Source organism: Gandjariella thermophila, from assembly GCF_005405885.1.
In the GTDB taxonomy this organism is placed as follows: Bacteria; Actinomycetota; Actinomycetes; order Mycobacteriales; family Pseudonocardiaceae; genus Gandjariella; species Gandjariella thermophila.
Window position 1 is genome coordinate 1 of sequence record NZ_BJFL01000011.1, and the last position, 15,678, is coordinate 15,678.

Annotated in this window: 13 protein-coding genes; 1 reads left to right on the forward strand and 12 read right to left on the reverse strand. The window is 72.7% G+C overall.

Going from position 1 to position 15,678, the window contains the following annotated elements; genetic code table 11:
• Nucleotides 1-694: 694 nt before the first annotated feature.
• The 10 genes from tyrS to argC are packed head-to-tail and all read right to left on the reverse strand — an operon-like array spanning nucleotide 695 to nucleotide 11,218.
• Nucleotides 695-1,972 (reverse strand): tyrosine--tRNA ligase, encoded by a 1,278-nt coding sequence (tyrS, locus tag FFT21_RS12840; RefSeq protein ID WP_137814078.1) that lies wholly within the window; start codon nucleotides 1,970-1,972, stop codon nucleotides 695-697.
• Between the two features lie 23 nt (nucleotides 1,973-1,995).
• A complete protein-coding gene (locus tag FFT21_RS12845; protein WP_137814079.1) occupies nucleotides 1,996-2,649 on the reverse strand; it encodes a DNA-3-methyladenine glycosylase in 654 nt (217 codons plus the stop codon).
• Nucleotides 2,650-2,686: 37 nt separating this feature from the next.
• The gene (argH, locus tag FFT21_RS12850; RefSeq protein ID WP_137814080.1) at nucleotides 2,687-4,126 is read right to left on the reverse strand and encodes an argininosuccinate lyase; all 1,440 of its coding nucleotides are present in this window, start codon (nucleotides 4,124-4,126) and stop codon (nucleotides 2,687-2,689) included.
• Nucleotides 4,127-4,143: 17 nt separating this feature from the next.
• A complete protein-coding gene (locus tag FFT21_RS12855; RefSeq protein WP_137814081.1) occupies nucleotides 4,144-5,346 on the reverse strand; it encodes an argininosuccinate synthase in 1,203 nt (400 codons plus the stop codon).
• The gene (locus FFT21_RS12860) at nucleotides 5,339-5,881 is read right to left on the reverse strand and encodes an arginine repressor (protein WP_137814082.1); all 543 of its coding nucleotides are present in this window, start codon (nucleotides 5,879-5,881) and stop codon (nucleotides 5,339-5,341) included. Before FFT21_RS12860 ends, FFT21_RS12855 begins: the two co-directional genes overlap by 8 nt.
• A 5-nt stretch (nucleotides 5,882-5,886) precedes the next feature.
• Nucleotides 5,887-6,810 (reverse strand): ornithine carbamoyltransferase, encoded by a 924-nt coding sequence (argF, locus tag FFT21_RS12865; RefSeq protein WP_137814083.1) that lies wholly within the window; start codon nucleotides 6,808-6,810, stop codon nucleotides 5,887-5,889.
• Nucleotide 6,811: 1 nt separating this feature from the next.
• Nucleotides 6,812-8,026, reverse strand: a complete 1,215-nt coding sequence (locus FFT21_RS12870; protein WP_137814084.1) for an acetylornithine transaminase — start codon at nucleotides 8,024-8,026, stop codon at nucleotides 6,812-6,814.
• On the reverse strand, nucleotides 8,023-8,949 hold the full coding sequence (gene argB / locus FFT21_RS12875) for an acetylglutamate kinase (protein WP_137814085.1): 927 nt from the start codon (nucleotides 8,947-8,949) through the stop codon (nucleotides 8,023-8,025). The genes FFT21_RS12870 and argB overlap by 4 nt, the downstream gene beginning before the upstream one ends.
• A complete protein-coding gene (gene argJ / locus FFT21_RS12880) occupies nucleotides 8,946-10,136 on the reverse strand; it encodes a bifunctional glutamate N-acetyltransferase/amino-acid acetyltransferase ArgJ (protein ID WP_137814190.1) in 1,191 nt (396 codons plus the stop codon). Before argJ ends, argB begins: the two co-directional genes overlap by 4 nt.
• Nucleotides 10,137-10,195: 59 nt before the next feature.
• The gene (argC, locus tag FFT21_RS12885) at nucleotides 10,196-11,218 is read right to left on the reverse strand and encodes an N-acetyl-gamma-glutamyl-phosphate reductase (protein ID WP_137814086.1); all 1,023 of its coding nucleotides are present in this window, start codon (nucleotides 11,216-11,218) and stop codon (nucleotides 10,196-10,198) included.
• A 180-nt stretch (nucleotides 11,219-11,398) separates the two neighbouring features.
• On the opposite strand from argC, the gene FFT21_RS12890 reads away from it, so the two are divergent.
• Nucleotides 11,399-11,758 carry a plasmid mobilization protein gene (locus FFT21_RS12890; RefSeq protein ID WP_137814087.1) on the forward strand — a complete coding sequence of 120 codons (360 nt, stop codon included), beginning with the start codon at nucleotides 11,399-11,401 and terminating at the stop codon, nucleotides 11,756-11,758.
• A gap of 231 nt (nucleotides 11,759-11,989) precedes the next feature.
• Here FFT21_RS12890 and pheT read toward each other — a convergent pair whose 3' ends face one another.
• Together pheT and pheS are read right to left on the reverse strand one after the other, a co-directional pair.
• Nucleotides 11,990-14,473 (reverse strand): phenylalanine--tRNA ligase subunit beta, encoded by a 2,484-nt coding sequence (gene pheT, locus FFT21_RS12895; protein WP_137814088.1) that lies wholly within the window; start codon nucleotides 14,471-14,473, stop codon nucleotides 11,990-11,992.
• Nucleotides 14,474-14,476: 3 nt separating this feature from the next.
• Nucleotides 14,477-15,544, reverse strand: a complete 1,068-nt coding sequence (gene pheS, locus FFT21_RS12900; protein ID WP_137814089.1) for a phenylalanine--tRNA ligase subunit alpha — start codon at nucleotides 15,542-15,544, stop codon at nucleotides 14,477-14,479.
• Between the last annotated feature and the right edge of the window lie 134 nt (nucleotides 15,545-15,678).

Sequence of the window (15,678 nt, forward strand, 5' to 3'; positions counted from 1 at the left end):
GCATATCAAGCTACTGGCATTACGACACGCTGTTGAGTTCTCAAAGAACACACGCACACCACCACGAAACCCACAACCGCAGGCCCGATCCGGGGCGCACAGACCCTCAGGTCCAATTCACTTTGTCGAGCTTACCCGGTACGGTACACCCGGTCCAAATCGACCCCCACGGGTCGAGGTCCCGAGTTCGTCCCGGAAGACTTTTCTAGGCTACCCGGTCCGGATCTTCCCGGTCAAATCGGCTCCATCGGTGCCGTTCGCCCCGGTTTCCGTCCCGGTGGTCACCACTCTACACCACACTTTGTGGAGCTTCGCGGGGACCCCCTGTCGCGCCCGACCCGCCCGGCCTTTCGGCTCGGCGGTCCGTTCCGCGCTGACGAAGAAAAAGTTACGCGTCCGGATCACCGAAGTCAAATCCGCTGGTCAACACGCCAGGCATGGCCGGACCGTTACGCGAATCCGCAGGTCAAGCGGCGTTCGCGTCGCGCAGTGCCCACGCTAGCTCACCACCGCCCGGACCGCAGTGTGACGCGCGCCACGTCTAAATGGCGGTGACAATGCGTTTTCCCTGGTCATTGGGCGTTGTTCCGGTGGGCTCACCGGCGGCCGCATGGCCTCCGCGACCTGTCCGTACAACACCGGCGGCCGGCCGCGCATCCCCGCGCGACCGGCCGCCGGTGGGTGGAACCCGGGGTCACACCTGGACGCGGACCCCGGCGGTGTTGCGCTTGCCACGGCGGAGCACCAGCCACCGGCCGTGCAGCAGGTCCTCCCGGCGGGGCTGCCACGACTCGTCCGCGACCTTCTCGTTGTTCACGTACGCGCCACCCTCGTTGACAGTGCGGCGCGCCGCACCCCTGCTGGGTGCGAGGCCAGTGGACACCAGCAGGTCGACGATGGTCGGCTGGTCGGCCATCCGCACCGACGCGGTGGGCGCCTCCGCCATGGCGGCGTCCAGTGTGCCGGGGTCGAGGTCTCGGAGCTCACCACGGCCGAACAGGGCCTGGCTGGCGGCGATCACCCGCCGGGTCTCCTGCTCGCCGTGCACCATCGTGGTCAGCTCCTCGGCCAGCCGGCGCTGCCCGGCGCGCAGCTGCGGCTTCTCCGCCGTGGTGCGTTCCAGTTCCTCGATCTCCTCGCGGGGCAGGAAGGTGAACAGCCGCAGGAACCGGCCGATGTCCGCGTCCGCGACGTTGATGAAGTACTGGAACCAGGCGTACGGCGAGGTCATCGCCGCGTCCAGCCACATGTTGCCGCCGCCGGTGGACTTGCCGAACTTGCGGCCCTCCGCGTCGGTGACCAGCGGCGCGGTCAGCGCGTGCACGGTGGCGCCGTCCATCCGGCGGATGAGGTCCACCCCACCGACGATGTTGCCCCACTGGTCGGACCCGCCGATCTGCAGCTTGCACCCGTACTTGCGGTACAGGTGCAGGTAGTCCTGGGACTGCAGGAGCAGGTAGCTGAACTCGGTGTAGGACATGCCCTCGCCGTCCAGCCGCCGTTTGACGGTCTCCCGGGCGAGCATGACGTTCACCGAGAAGTGCTTGCCGATGTCCCGGAGGAAGTCGAGCACCCGCTGCTCGCCGGTCCACTCCAGGTTGTTCACCGCGAGCGCGCCGGTCGGCGAGTCGTCGAAGTCGACGAACCGGGCGAGCTGGCCGCCGACCCGCTCGGCCCACTCGGCGACCACATCGGCGGCGTTCAGTGTGCGCTCCCCGGTCTCCCTCGGGTCGCCGATCAGCCCGGTGGCGCCGCCGGCCAGCACGATCGGCCGGTGCCCGGCCTCCTGGAACCGGCGCAGCATGAGCAGCGGCACGAGGTTCCCGGCGTGCAGGCTGGCCGCGGTGGGGTCGAAGCCGGAATACAGCGTGAGTGGCCCGCCGGCGTCGAGGTCGCGGCGCAGCGCGTCCAGGTCGGTGGACTGGGCGATCAGTCCACGCCAGCTCAGCTCGTCGAGAATGTGCTCACTCACGCCTGAAATCTTCTCCTACCAGGTCAACGCGTTTGCGGGCGGGCCGGCGGGGTCCGCCCACGCCGCTTCGTGCCCCGGCGGTAGGTCGTCACGGCCGGCGAGCCGGCCACCCAGTACCGCCACGGCACCTCGATGGCGGTGGCCACACCGACCCGGGGGCCGGTGCGGATCGACCCCGCGGGCACCGGGTCGCCGGCGAGCAGCCGCACCGGCGAGGCCGGGTCGGTCAGGTCCACGCCGTTGTGCCCGCGCTCCAGGCCGAGCACGCCGGTGAGCCGGGCCGGCCCCTTGGCCAGCTCGTTGTCGCTGCGGGAGGACGGCCGTCGGGCGCGGGCCAGTTCCAGCCCCTCCACCACCTCGCCGGCGCGCAGCAGCACGGCGCCGGGCACCCCGTCGGTGAGGCACACCACATTGGCGCAGAAGTGCATGCCGTAGATGAAGTACACGTACAGCCGCCCGGCGGGCCCCCACATCACCTCGTTGCGCGGGGTGCGGCCGCGGTAGGAGTGCGACGCCGGGTCGTCCAGCCCCCGGTACGCCTCCACCTCGACCAGCCGGACCCCGACCACGCCGTCCGGGGTCTCGCTCTCCAGCACCGTGCCGAGCAGTGCGGGCGCCACCACCAGCGGGTCGGGCGACAGGTCGGACTCGGTGAGCAACCGCCGCGCGGTCGTCATGCGCACACCCCCGCCTCTCCCCGGCCTGGTCATCGGCTCACGCGTTAGGCCGCACGGTGGTCTCCGCCCAGGCGCGGTGGTCGCGGACCCGGGCGGTCAACCGGTCGAGCTGCTCGGCGACCCGGCGCGGCGCCGTCCCACCGTACGCGTTGCGGGAGGAGATCGAACCGGGGACGGTCAGCACGGTACGCACCTCGGGGCGCAGGTGCGGCGAGCACCGGGTCAGGTCCTCGTCGGTCAGCTCGTCCAGCCCGACGCCGCGCTCCTCGGCCAGTCGCACGCACGCGCCGGCTGCCTCGTGCGCCACCCGGAACGGCACGCCCTGGCGGACCAGCCACTCGGCCACGTCGGTGGCCAGGGTGTACCCCTCGGGCGCCCAGGCGGCCATCCGCTCGGTGTCGAACCGCAGCGTGCCGAGCATCCCGGCCATCGCGGGCAGCAGCAGTTCGAGTTGCTCGACGGAGTCGAACAGCGGCTCCTTGTCCTCCTGCAGGTCCCGGTTGTACGCCAGCGGCTGGGCCTTCAGCGTGGCCAGCAGGCCGGTGAGGTTGCCGATGAGCCGGCCGGACTTGCCCCGGGCCAGCTCGGCGACGTCCGGGTTCTTCTTCTGCGGCATGATCGAGCTGCCGGTGGCCCAGGCGTCGTCCAGCACCGCGTAGCGGAACTCGGCGGTGGTCCAGACGATCACCTCCTCGGCGATCCGCGACAGGTCCACGCCAAGCATGGCCAGGCAGAACGCCGCCTCGGCGGCGAAGTCCCGGGACGCGGTGCCGTCGATGGAGTTCTCCACCGGCGCGTCGAAGCCGAGTTCCTCGGCCACTGCGGCCGGGTCCAGGCCGAGCGAGGACCCGGCGAGCGCGCCGGAGCCGTACGGGGAGACCGCGGCCCTCGTGTCCCAGTCGCGCAGCCGGGCCACGTCCCGCAGCAGCGCCTGGCCGTGCGCGAGCAGGTGGTGGGCCAGCAGCACCGGCTGGGCGTGCTGCAGGTGGGTGCGGCCGGGCAGCACCGCGTCCGGGTGAGCCTTCGCCTGCGCGACGAGCGCGTCCACCACGTCCAGTGTCCCGGCGACGACCCGGCGGGCGGCGTCCCGCAGCCACATCCGGAACTGGGTGGCCACCTGGTCGTTGCGGGACCGGCCGGCGCGCAGCTTGCCGCCCAGCGACGGGCCGGCCCGCTCGATCAGGCCGCGTTCCAGCGCGGTGTGCACGTCCTCGTCGGCGACGGTCGGGGTGAACGCCCCGGACACCACGTCGGCCTCCAGGGCGTCCAGCGCCTTGAGCATGCCGTCGAGTTCGTCGGCGGTGAGCAGGCCGGCGCGGTGCAGCACCCGGGCGTGCGCCCGGGAGCCGGCGATGTCGTAGCGCGCCAGCCGCCAGTCGAAGTGGGTGGATGCGGAGAGCGCGGCCATCGCCTCGGCCGGCCCGGAGGCGAACCGGCCGCCCCACAGCGACACCCCGCCGCCGTTGTTGTCTGCCACAGGAGGTCCTCCGTGGTTCAGGCGCCGTGCTGCTGGTCCCGCTTGGCGGCGATCTTGCTGGGCAGGCCCCAGAGCTGCACGAAGCCCTTGGCCAGCGACTGGTCGAAGGTGTCGCCCTCGTCGTAGGTGGCCAGGTTGAAGTCGTACAGGGACCGCTCGCTGCGCCGGCCGGTGACCACCGCGCGCCCGCCGTGCAGCACCATGCGGATCTCGCCGGAGACGTGCTCCTGGGTGCGGTCGACGAAGGCGTCGAGGGCGTCCTTGAGCGGGGAGAACCACAGGCCGTCGTAGACGAGTTCGGACCAGCGCTGCTCCACCTGCCGCTTGAACCGGGCCAGGTCGCGCTCGACGGTGACGCTCTCCAGTTCCTGGTGGGCGGTGATCAGTGCGATGGCGCCGGGCGCCTCGTAGATCTCCCGGCTCTTGATGCCGACCAGCCGGTCCTCGACCATGTCCAGCCGGCCGACGCCCTGCGCCCCGGCCCGCCGGTTGAGTTCCTGGATGGCCTGCAGCGGGGTGACGGTCTCGCCGTCGATGGCCACCGGCACGCCCTTGTCGAAGGTGACGACCACCTCGTCCCGGTCGCGCGGGACAGCGGGATCGGCGGTGTAGGAGTAGACGTCCTCGATCGGCGCGTTCCAAATGTCCTCCAGGAAGCCGGTCTCCACGGCCCGGCCCCAGACGTTCTGGTCGATCGAGTACGGCGACTTCTTGTTCACGTCGATGGGCAGGTCGCGCCGCTCGGCCCAGGCGATGGCCTTCTCCCGGGTCCACGCGTAGTCGCGGACCGGGGCGATCACCTTCAGGTCGGGGGCGAGCGCGCCGATGCCGACCTCGAAGCGGACCTGGTCGTTGCCCTTGCCGGTGCAGCCGTGCGCCACCGCTGTGGCGTTGTGGTACTTGGCGGCCTTCACCAGGTGCTTGACGATCAGCGGCCGGGACAGCGCGGAGACCAGCGGGTAGCGGTCCATGTAGAGCGCGTTGGCCCGCATCGCCGGCAGGCAGTACTGCTCGGCGAACTCGTCGCGGGCGTCGGCGACGACGGCGTCCACCGCGCCGCAGGCCAGCGCCCGCTTGCGGATGGTCTCCAGGTCCTCGCCGCCCTGGCCGACATCCACGGCCACGGCGACCACCTCGGCGCCGGTTTCCTCGGCGATCCAGCCGATCGCCACCGACGTGTCCAGCCCACCGGAGTAGGCGAGCACGACCCGGTCACTCATGACTTTCTCCCTTGATGCTGTGGTTGCCGGAGGCCAGCGCGGTCAGCCGCTCGGCGAGGTCCGCGCCGGTGAGGGGTTCCCTGGCCACGACCAGGATCGTGTCGTCGCCGGCGATGGTGCCGACGATGTCGTGCAGCGCCGCCCGGTCCAGGGCGCTGGCCAGGAAGTGCGCCGCGCCGGGCGGGGTGCGCAGCACGGCGAGGTTGCCGGAGAAGTCGGCGGACACCAGCAGCTCGCCGAGCAGCCGGGCCAGCCGGGTGGTGCCGCCCTCCACCCCGCGGACCGGGCTGCCGTCCTCGGGGATCACGTACACCGGGGTGCCGCCGTCCGCGCCGCGCAGCTTGACCGCGCCCAGCTCGTCCAGGTCCCGGGACAGGGTGGCCTGGGTGACCTCGATGCCCTCGGCGGCCAGCAGCTTGGCCAGCTCGGCCTGGCTGTGCACCGCCCGCTGGGAGAGGAGCTGGACGATCCGGGCCTGCCGCGCGGCCCGGGTGGCGGCGCCGTTGGCCCCGCCGCGTGGTGGCGAGATCGTCATCGTGGTCACCCCCGTTCCAGTAGCCAGGTGAGCAGCGCCTTCTGCGCGTGCAGCCGGTTCTCCGCCTCGTCCCAGACGGCGCTGGCCGGACCGTCGATCACCTCGTCGGTGATCTCCATGCCGCGGTGCGCGGGCAGGCAGTGCAGCACCGTGGTGCTGGTGCCGGTCTTCGCCAGCAGCTCCGCGTTGAGCTGGAACGGGCGGAACGGGTTGACCCGGTCCCGGCCGTCGTTCTCCTGGCCCATCGACGTCCAGGTGTCGGTGACCAGCACGTCGGCGCCGGCCACACTGGCCACCGGGTCGGTGAGCACGTCCACCGACCCGCCGGTCTCGGCGGCCCGCTTCCGCGCCGCGTCCAGCACCCAGGGCAGCGGGCTGAACCCGGCCGGGGCGGCGATCCGCACGTGGAGGCCGGCGGTGGTGCCGCCGAGCAGCAGCGAGTGCGCCATGTTGTTGCCGCCGTCGCCGAGGTAGGTGAGCGTCAGCCCGGCCAGCCGGCCGTGCCGCTCCCGAATGGTCTGCAGCTCGGCGAGCACCTGGCAGGGGTGGAACTCGTCGGTCAACGCGTTGATTACCGGCACCCGGGACACCGAGGCCATCGCGTCCATCCGGGCCTGTGCGAACGTCCGCCACACCACCGCCTGCACGTAGCGGCTGAGCACCCGGGAGGTGTCCTCGATGGTCTCCTCCCGGCCGAGCTGCATCATCCGCCCGTCCACCACCACCGGGTGGCCGCCGAGCTGGGCGATGCCGACCTCGAAGGACACCCGGGTGCGGGTGGAGTTCTTCTCGAAGATCACCGCGACGCCCTGGGGGCCGGCCAGCGGCCGGTGGCTGTACGGGTCCTTCTTCATGGCGTCGGCCAGGTCGAGCACGGCAAGCTGCTCGCCCGGGGTGAGGTCGTCGTCGCGCAGGAAGTGGCGTGGCATGTCAGCCCTCCGGGTCTCCGCCGGCGTCCAGCACGGCGGGCAGGTCGGTGAGGAAGGCCCGCACCTGCTCGCGGTCGACGACCAGCGGCGGGGCGAGCCGGATGGCGTCCGGCTGGACCGGGTTGACCAGGTAGCCGGCCCTGGTGGCGGCGGCGGCCACCGCGGCGGAGACCGGTTTGCGCAGCGCGATGCCGAGCAGCAGGCCGGCGCCGCGCACCCCGGCGACCAGCGGGTGCCGCAGTTCCGCCACGCCGGAGGCGATCTCCTTGCCCAGCGCCGCGGCGTGGTCGGCGAGGCCGTCGGCGGCGATGGTGCGCAGCACGGCGAGTCCGGCGGCGCAGCACACCGGGTTGCCGCCGAAGGTGGTGCCGTGCTGGCCGGGCTGCAGCAGCTCGCCGGCGCGGCCGAGGCCGATGCACGCGCCCAGCGGCAGCCCGGCCCCCATCCCCTTGGCCAGGGTGACCACGTCCGGGGTGATGCCGGCCTGCTGGAAGGCGAACCACGTGCCGGTGCGCCCGAGCCCGGTCTGCACCTCGTCCACCGCTAGCAGCGCCCCGGCCCGGGCGGTGATCTCGCGGGCGGCGTGCAGGTAGCCGTCCGGGGCGGGGATCACGCCGCCCTCGCCGAGGATCGGCTCGAGGAACACCGCGGCGGTGTCGGCGTCCACCGCGGCCTCGAGTGCGGCGACGTCGCCGAACGGCACGTGGTGCACGCCGGGGACCAGCGGCTCGAACGGGGTGCGCTTGCCGGGCTGGCCGGTGAGCGCGAGCGCGCCCATGGTGCGGCCGTGGAAGGCGTTCTCGCAGGCGACGACCTTGGACCTGCCGGTGAGCCGGGCGATCTTGAACGCGGCCTCGTTGGCCTCGGCGCCGGAGTTGACGAACAGCACCCTGCCGTTGCCGGTGGCGCCGAGCAGGTCGAGCAGTGCCTCGGCGAGTTCCAGCGCGGGGGAGTTGATGTACAGGTTCGAGGTGTGCGTGATGGTGCCGATCTGCTCGGTGACCGCCCGGACCACCGCGGGGTGGGCGTGGCCGAGGATGTTCACCGCGATGCCGGCGAGCAGGTCGAGGTAGCGGTTGCCCTCGGCGTCCCACACCTCGGCACCCTCGCCGCGCACCAGGGTGAGCCGCGGGGTGCCGTAGTTGTTCATCAGCGCGCCCTGCCAGCGCCGCTGACCGTCCATGTTGGACGCCACCGCGTGTGCCAGGTCGGTCATTCGCCCGCCTCCCCTGTGGTTGCCTCGTCCGGCAGCACCATGGTGCCGACGCCGCGGGTGGTGAAGACCTCCAGCAGCACCGAGTGCGCCAGCCGACCGTCGATCACGTGCGCGCCGGGCACCCCGCCGCGGACCGCGCGCAGGCAGGCCTCCATCTTCGGCACCATGCCGCTGGCCAGGCCGGGCAGCATGCGCTCGAGCTCGGCCACCCGGATCTTGTGCAGCAGCGACGCCGGGTCGGGCCAGTTGGCGTACAAACCTTCCACGTCGGTGAGCACGACCAGTTTCTCCGCGCGCAGTGCGACGGCCAGCGCGCCGGCCGCGGTGTCCGCGTTGACGTTGTGCACCACGCCGTCGGCGTCCGGGGCCACGGTGGACACCACCGGGATGCGGCCGGCGTCCACGATGTCCAGCACCGCGTCCGGGTTGACCGCGACCACGTCGCCGACCAGGCCGACGTCCACCGGCTCGCCGTTGACCACGGCGGAGCGGCGGGCCGCGGTGAACAGGTGCGCGTCCTCGCCGGAGATGCCGACCGCGTACGGGCCGTGCGCGTTGATCAGCCCGACCAGCTCCCGGCCGACCTGGCCGACCAGCACCATGCGGACCACGTCCATGGTCTCCGGGGTGGTGACCCGCAGGCCGCCGCGGAACTCACCGGTGATGCCCAGCCGGTCCAGCATGGCGCTGATCTGCGGTCCTCCGCCGTGCACCACCACCGGGCGCAGGCCGACGAGCCGGAGGAACACCATGTCCTGGGCGAAGGCCCGCTTGAGCGTGTCGTCCACCATGGCGTTGCCGCCGTACTTGACGACCACCGTGGCCCCGTGGAACCGCTGCAACCAGGGCAGCGCCTCGATGAGCACCTCCGCCTTCGCCGCCGCCTCCGCGCGGCTGGCCGCCAGATCCTCGGTCATGGTCATGACGAGTACGCGCTGTTCTCTTCGACGTAGCCGTGGGACAGGTCGGTGGTCAGGATGGTGGCGGTGCCGCTGCCGAGGCCGAGGTCGACGACCACCTCGATGGTCCGGCCGGAGAGGTCCACGGTGGACCGATCGGTGGCGAACGTCCCGCCCCGGCACAGAGTGACGCCGTTGATCGCGATGTCCAGCCGGTCCGGGTCGACGCGGGCCGGCGAGTAGCCGACCGCGGCGGCGATCCGGCCCCAGTTCGGGTCGGAGCCGAACAGCGCGGTTTTCACCAGGCTGTCGCGGGCCACCGTGCGGGCGGCGTGCACGGCGTCGTCCTCGCTGGCCGCGCCGCGCACCGTGACGTTGATCTCCTTGGTGACGCCCTCGGCGTCGGCCTGCAACTGGGCGGCGAGGTCGGCACAGACGGCGGTGAGCGCGCCGGTCAGCTCGGCCGGTTCGGGCTGCGCCCCGGAGGCGCCGGAGGCGAGTAGCAGCACGGTGTCGTTGGTGGACATGGATCCGTCGATGTCCAGCCGGTCGAAGGTGGTGCGCACCGCCTCGCGCAGCGCGGCGTCCGCGGTGGCGCCGTCCACCAGGGCGTCGGTGGTGAGCACCGCGAGCATGGTGGCCATGCTCGGCGCGATCATCCCGGCGCCCTTGGCGAACCCGCCGACCGTCCAGCCGTCCGGGTGACGCAGGGTGGCCTGCTTGGGCACCGTGTCGGTGGTCATCACCGCGGTGGCGGCGGCGAGCCCGGCCTCCCGGCCGGCGTCCAGCGCGGACGCGGCGGCGTCCACTCCGCACAGAACCGCGTCCATCGGCAGCAGCTCGCCGATCAGGCCGGTGGAGCACACCGCGACGTCGATCGCGCCGATACCCAGCGCGGCCGCGACCTTCTCCGCGGTGGCGTGGGTGTCCTGGAAGCCCTTCGGCCCGGTGCACGCGTTGGCGCCACCGGAGTTGAGCACCACGGCCCGCAGTCGCCGCCCGGCCAGCACCTGCTGCGACCACAGCACCGGGGCGGCCTTGACCTGGTTGCGGGTGAACACCGCGGCGGCCGTGTCCGAGGGCCCGTCGTTGACCACGAGCGCGAGATCGAGGGCGCGGGACGCCTTGATCCCGGCGGCCACCCCGGCGGCGCGGAACCCGGCCGGCGCGGTCACGCCGAACTCGCGGTCTACTGTGGACTCGGCAACCATGGTCACGGGGCCTTCCTTTCCGCGAGTTCGCGCGACCGTTTCGCGGCTTGGCGCGGGCATCAGGGCGCCACTCCCAGGGTGGACAGGCCGGTGGTCTCCGGCAGGCCGAGAGCGAGGTTCATGCACTGGACGGCACCACCGGCGGTGCCCTTGGTCAGGTTGTCCACGGCGGCGACGGCGACCAGCCGGCCCGCGTCGGGGTCGACGGTGACCTGCAGGTGCACCGCGTTGCCGCCGAGGGTGGCTCCGGTGGTGGGCCAGCGTCCCTCCGGCAGCAGGTGCACGAACGGCTCGCCGTCGTAGCACGTGGCGTATGCGGCGCGCACGTCACCCGGGTCCGCCGCGAGGGGCGCGGTGCAGGTGGCCAGGATGCCGCGCGGCATCGGCGCGAGCACCGGGGTGAACGACACCGACACCGGCCGGCCGGCCACCACGCTGAGGTTCTGCACGATCTCCGGGGTGTGCCGGTGGGTGCCGCCGACGCCGTAGGCGCTGGCCGAGCCCATCACCTCGGAGCCGAGCAGGTGCGGCTTGAGGTTGCGGCCGGCACCCGAGGTGCCGGACACCGCGACAACCACGGCGTTCGGCTCCACCAGGCCGTGCGCCAGCGCCGGGGCCAGCGCCAGGCTGACCACGGTCGGGTAGCAGCCGGGTACCGCGATCCGCCGGGCGCCGCGTAGCTTCTCCCGGGCGCCGGGCAGTTCGGGCAGCCCGTACGGCCACGACCCGGCGTGCTCACCGCCGTACCAGCGCCGCCAGGCCGCCGGGTCGGTGAGCCGGTGGTCGGCGCCGCAGTCGACGACCAGCACGTCGTCGCCGAGCGCCGCGGCGATCTCCGCGGAATGGCCGTGCGGCAGCGCGAGGAACACCACCTCGTGCCCGGCCAGCGCGTCCACCGTGGTGTCCGCGAGCACCCGGTCGGCCAGCGGCACCAGGTGGGGCTGGTGCTGGCCCAGCGTGGTGCCCGCGTTCCCGCCCGCGGTGAGCGCGCCGACCTCCACCTCGGGATGCCCCAGCAACAGCCGGAGCAGCTCACCCCCGGCGTAGCCACTCGCTCCGGCGACCGCGACCCGAACCGTCATACGAATGATTATGCACGACTATGCAAGTTCAATCAACGTGATCGTGCCCGACTCACGTCTGCCCACGGACGCGGACCTCGCCGGGGCAGGCGCGCAACGGCCGGCTATCTTCCGTAGCCGCGCCCGCATGGTCCCCGCCACCCGGACGGCTCGCCCCATCATCGCGTGGGAGGTCTGACCATGACCAAGCATCCCGATGAGATGACAGATGCCGAGGCCGCCGACTTCTACTACCAGCATCGCAACGATCCCGACCTGGTTGGCGAGGAAGTCGAGGTCGTCGCGCCGGCACGGCTGAGCCGGGTGGTTTCCGTACGGTTCAGTCCCGAGGAGGCGGAGAAGGTGCAGCAGCGCGCGGAGGCTGCCGGGCTCACCCTGTCCGCGTACGTGCGGCAGGCCGCTCTGGACGCTCCCGCAGCCCCGAGACCGCCAGTAAGGATGTCGTGCGCGAACTGGCCTCGCTCCGCAAGGCCGTGCAGCGCATCGAAGACAAGCTGGGTGCATGAACGGCGGTGCGGCCCCGGCGCCGAACGGTTGTAGAGCACATCCTTGAAACAATCGAACCGATTGAGCGGCCTCAGGAATCCGCCACCGGTCAAAAGCGGTCACGCCACGGGTCGGAATCCGCGCCAGCCGACACGGCCTCGCGCACCTCGGCAATCTGCCTGGCGAACGATCTCATCAGATCCGGCGATGCCTTGCCAGCGACGGAACACCCTCCGGAGTGCCCGCCCGTTGGCGCGTGGTTCCGGTCCAGGCCAACGCCGTGGCTCAGCCACGGAGGGTGGCGCCGCAGCGTTCGGTGGCGGCGGCGACGGCGGCGTCCCGGGCAGCGGTGGCCTCCGCCACGGTGAGCGTGCGGTCCGGGGCACGCATGCGCAGCGAGTAGGCCAGCGACCGCTTGCCCTCGCCGATCTGTTCGCCGGTGTAGACGTCGAAGAGCTGCACGTCCTCCAGCAGGTCGCCGGCTCCGGCGCGGAGCGCGGCGGCCACCTCGGCGGCCGGCACCTCCCGGTCCACCACCAGGGCCACGTCCAGCAGCACCGGTGGGTAGGGCGAGATCGCCGGGGCGGGCCGCCGCTCCCGCAGCGGCAGCGCGTCCAGGTCCAGTTCCATGGCGCAGGTGCGCTTGGGCAGGCCGAGCGCCTCCACCACCTTGGGGTGCAGCTCGCCGGCGTGCCCCACCGGCCAGTCGCCGACCCGCAGCTCGGCGCACCGGCCCGGGTGCCACGGCGGCAGGTCGCCGGTCACCACGTTCAGCTCGACGCCGTACGCGTCCGCGGCCAGGCGGGCGGCCTGCACGGCGTCCGCCCAGTTCGCCTCGCGGCCGGGTCCCCACCAGCCGGGACGCTCGCGGTGCCCGGCCAGCACCACGGCGACGTGCAGCGGCTGCTGCGGCAGCGCGGCGAGCAGGGTGGCCACCTCGGCGTCCGAGGGCCGCCGGCTGACCCCGAGTTCGGGCACCGGGACCTGCTCGCTGCGCGGCAGCACCACCTGGCCGATGTGGTACAGCGCCAAGTCGCGCTGCCCGCGGGAGACGTTGCGCGCCAGGGCGTCCAGCAGGCCGGGCAGCAGCGTGGTGGTCAGCCGGTCGCGCTCGGCGTCCAGCGGGTTGAGCAGCCCGACGGTGTCCCGCCGGACGTCCTCGCCGTCCAGCCCGAAGGCGTCCCAGGTGGCCGGCGAGACGAACGGGAAGGGCAGCACCTCGACGTAGCCGGCCTCGGCCAGCGCGCGGGACACCGTGCGGCGGCGCCGCTGCACCTCGGTGAGCCCCCGGCCGGGCGGGGCCGGCGGCAGCTCCGACGGGATGGTGTCGTAGCCCTCCAGCCGCAGCACCTCCTCCACCAGGTCGGCGGGCTGGTGGAGGTCGGAGCGCCAGGTGGGCGGGACCACGGTGACGATCGTGGTGCCGTCGTCGGTGGTGCCGACCTCGACCCGGCAGCCGATCTGGCCGAGCCGGCGCGCGGTGACCCCGCGCTGGTAGCGCACCCCGGCGACCCGGTCCGGCAGGTCGATCGGCATGGTCACCGGCTCGGGCAGTTCGGGCACGCCGACGTCGGTGCGGCCGGGGTGGATGCTGCCCTCGCCGTACTGGCGCAGCAGCCGCGCGGCTCGCTCCAGCGCGGCCGGCGGCAGCGCCGGGTCGACGCCCCGCTCGAACCGCCTGGACGCCTCGCTGGGCAGCTTGTGCCGGCGCACCATCCTGGCGATCGACGGCGGGTGCCAGTTCGCCGCCTCGAGCAGCACGTCGGTGGTCTTCTCGCCGATCTCGGTGGTGGCCCCGCCCATCACCCCGGCGAGCGAGATCGGGCCGGTCTCGTCGCAGATGACGATGTCGTCCGGGTCCAGCTCGCGCTGCACGTCGTCCAGGGTGGTCAGCTTCTCGCCGGCCTTGGCGCGGCGAACGGTGAGGTCGCCGGTGAGCTTCTCCGCGTCGAAGGCGTGCAGCGGCTGGCCCATCTCCAGCATCACGTAGTTGGTGACGTCCACGGCCAGCGAGATGGAGCGGATGCCGGCGAGCATCAGTCGGCGCCGGATGAACCACGGGGTGGGCGCGGTCGGGTCCACCCCGGTGACCCTGCGGAACACGAACCGGCGGCAGCCCTCCGGGTCCTCGATGGTCAGCGGCCACGCATCGCCCTCGGCGGCGGGCACGTCCAGCACGGCCGGGTCGCCGTAGGGCACCTCCAGCGCACAGGCCAGCTCGCGGGCCAGACCGCGCACGGAGAAGCAGTAGCCGCGGTCCGCGGTGGGCGCCAGCTCGATCACCGTGTCGTCCAGGCCGAGGAACTCCCTGGCGTCGTCACCGGGGTCGGCCACCCCGCTCTCCAGCACCAGGATGCCGCTGTGGTCCTCGCCGAGGCCCAGCTCGCGCGCGGAGCAGATCATCCCCTCGCTGACCCGGCCGTAGGTCTTGCGGGCGGAGATGGCGAACCCGCCGGGCAGCACCGCGCCGGGCAGCGCGACCGGGACCAGGTCGCCCTCGACGAAGTTGGTCGCGCCGCAGACGATGCCGCGCACCTCGTCACCGGTCTCCACCTGGCAGTACCGGATCGGCTTCTTGAATCCGGTCAGCTCCTCGATCTCGGCGACCCGGCCGACCACGAGCGGTCCGGTGATGTCGCCGAGCGGCTGGACCTCCTCCACCTCCAGCCCGATCCGCACGAACGCGTCGGCCAGTTGCTCGGCGGTGATCTCCTCGTCGAGGTCGCTGACGTCGACGTGCTCGAGCAGCCAGGAAACGGGAACGCGCACGGTTCAGGCCTCCGTTCCGAAGGGCAGGGTGAAGCGGACGTCGCCCTCGACCATGTCCCGCATGTCGGCAAGACCGGAGCGGAACTGCAGGGTGCGCTCCAGGCCCATGCCGAAGGCGAAGCCGGAGTACACCTCGGGGTCGACGCCGCAGGCGCGCAGCACGTTCGGGTTGACCATGCCGCAGCCGCCCCACTCGACCCAGCCGGCGCCGCCCTTGCGGTTCTCGAACCACACGTCCACCTCGGCGGAGGGCTCGGTGAACGGGAAGAACGACGGGCGCAGCCGGGTGCGGGTCCGCTCGCCGAACATCGCGCGGGCGAACAGGTCCAGGGTGCCCTTGAGGTGGGCCATGGTGATCCCCCGGTCCACCGCCAGGCCCTCGACCTGGTGGAACACCGGAGTATGCGTGGCGTCCAGCTCGTCGGTGCGGAAGGTGCGGCCCGGGCAGACCACGTAGACCGGCAGCTCACGCTCCAGCAGCGCCCGGATCTGCACCGGGGAGGTGTGCGTGCGCAGCACCAGGCCCGAGTTCTCCGGGGCGACGTAGAAGCTGTCCTGCATGGTGCGGGCCGGGTGGTCCTTGCCGAAGTTCAGCGCGTCGAAGTTGAACCACTCGGTCTCCACCTCGGGTCCCTCGGCGACCTCGTACCCCATCCCGACGAACACGTCGGCGACCCGCTCGGAGAGCGCGGTGATCGGGTGCCGGGCGCCGCGCGGCACGCGGTCCCAGGGCAGGCTGACGTCCACCGCCTCGTCCCGCAGCACCCTGGTGTCCCGCTCGGCCTGCAACTCGGCGCGGCGCTCGTCGAAGGCGGTCTGGATCTCCGCGCGTGCCTCGTTGACCCGCTTGCCCGCCTCGGACCGCGCGGCCGGCGGCAACGCGCCGATCTCGCGGCGCGCGGTCAGCAGCGGGGAGCGCTCGCCGAGGTGGGCCGGCTTGGCAGCGACGAGCGCGTCCAGGTCGGCCGCGGCGGCGAACGCCTTCCGGGCCTCCCCGACCGCGTTCTGCAGGGTCTCCGGCGCGAGCGCCGCGACCTCCTTGGGGTCGTATTCGTCGTTGGCTGCGGACATGACTTGAGACGACTCCTGTGTGCGGACGGCCGCTGCGGCGACCCGCGACCGGGGGCTTGTCGAGCAGCCACGGCGCACGGGCAACACGCCGATCCTAGGTGATCAGCGGGGCCGCCGTTCCGCCAGCCCTGTTG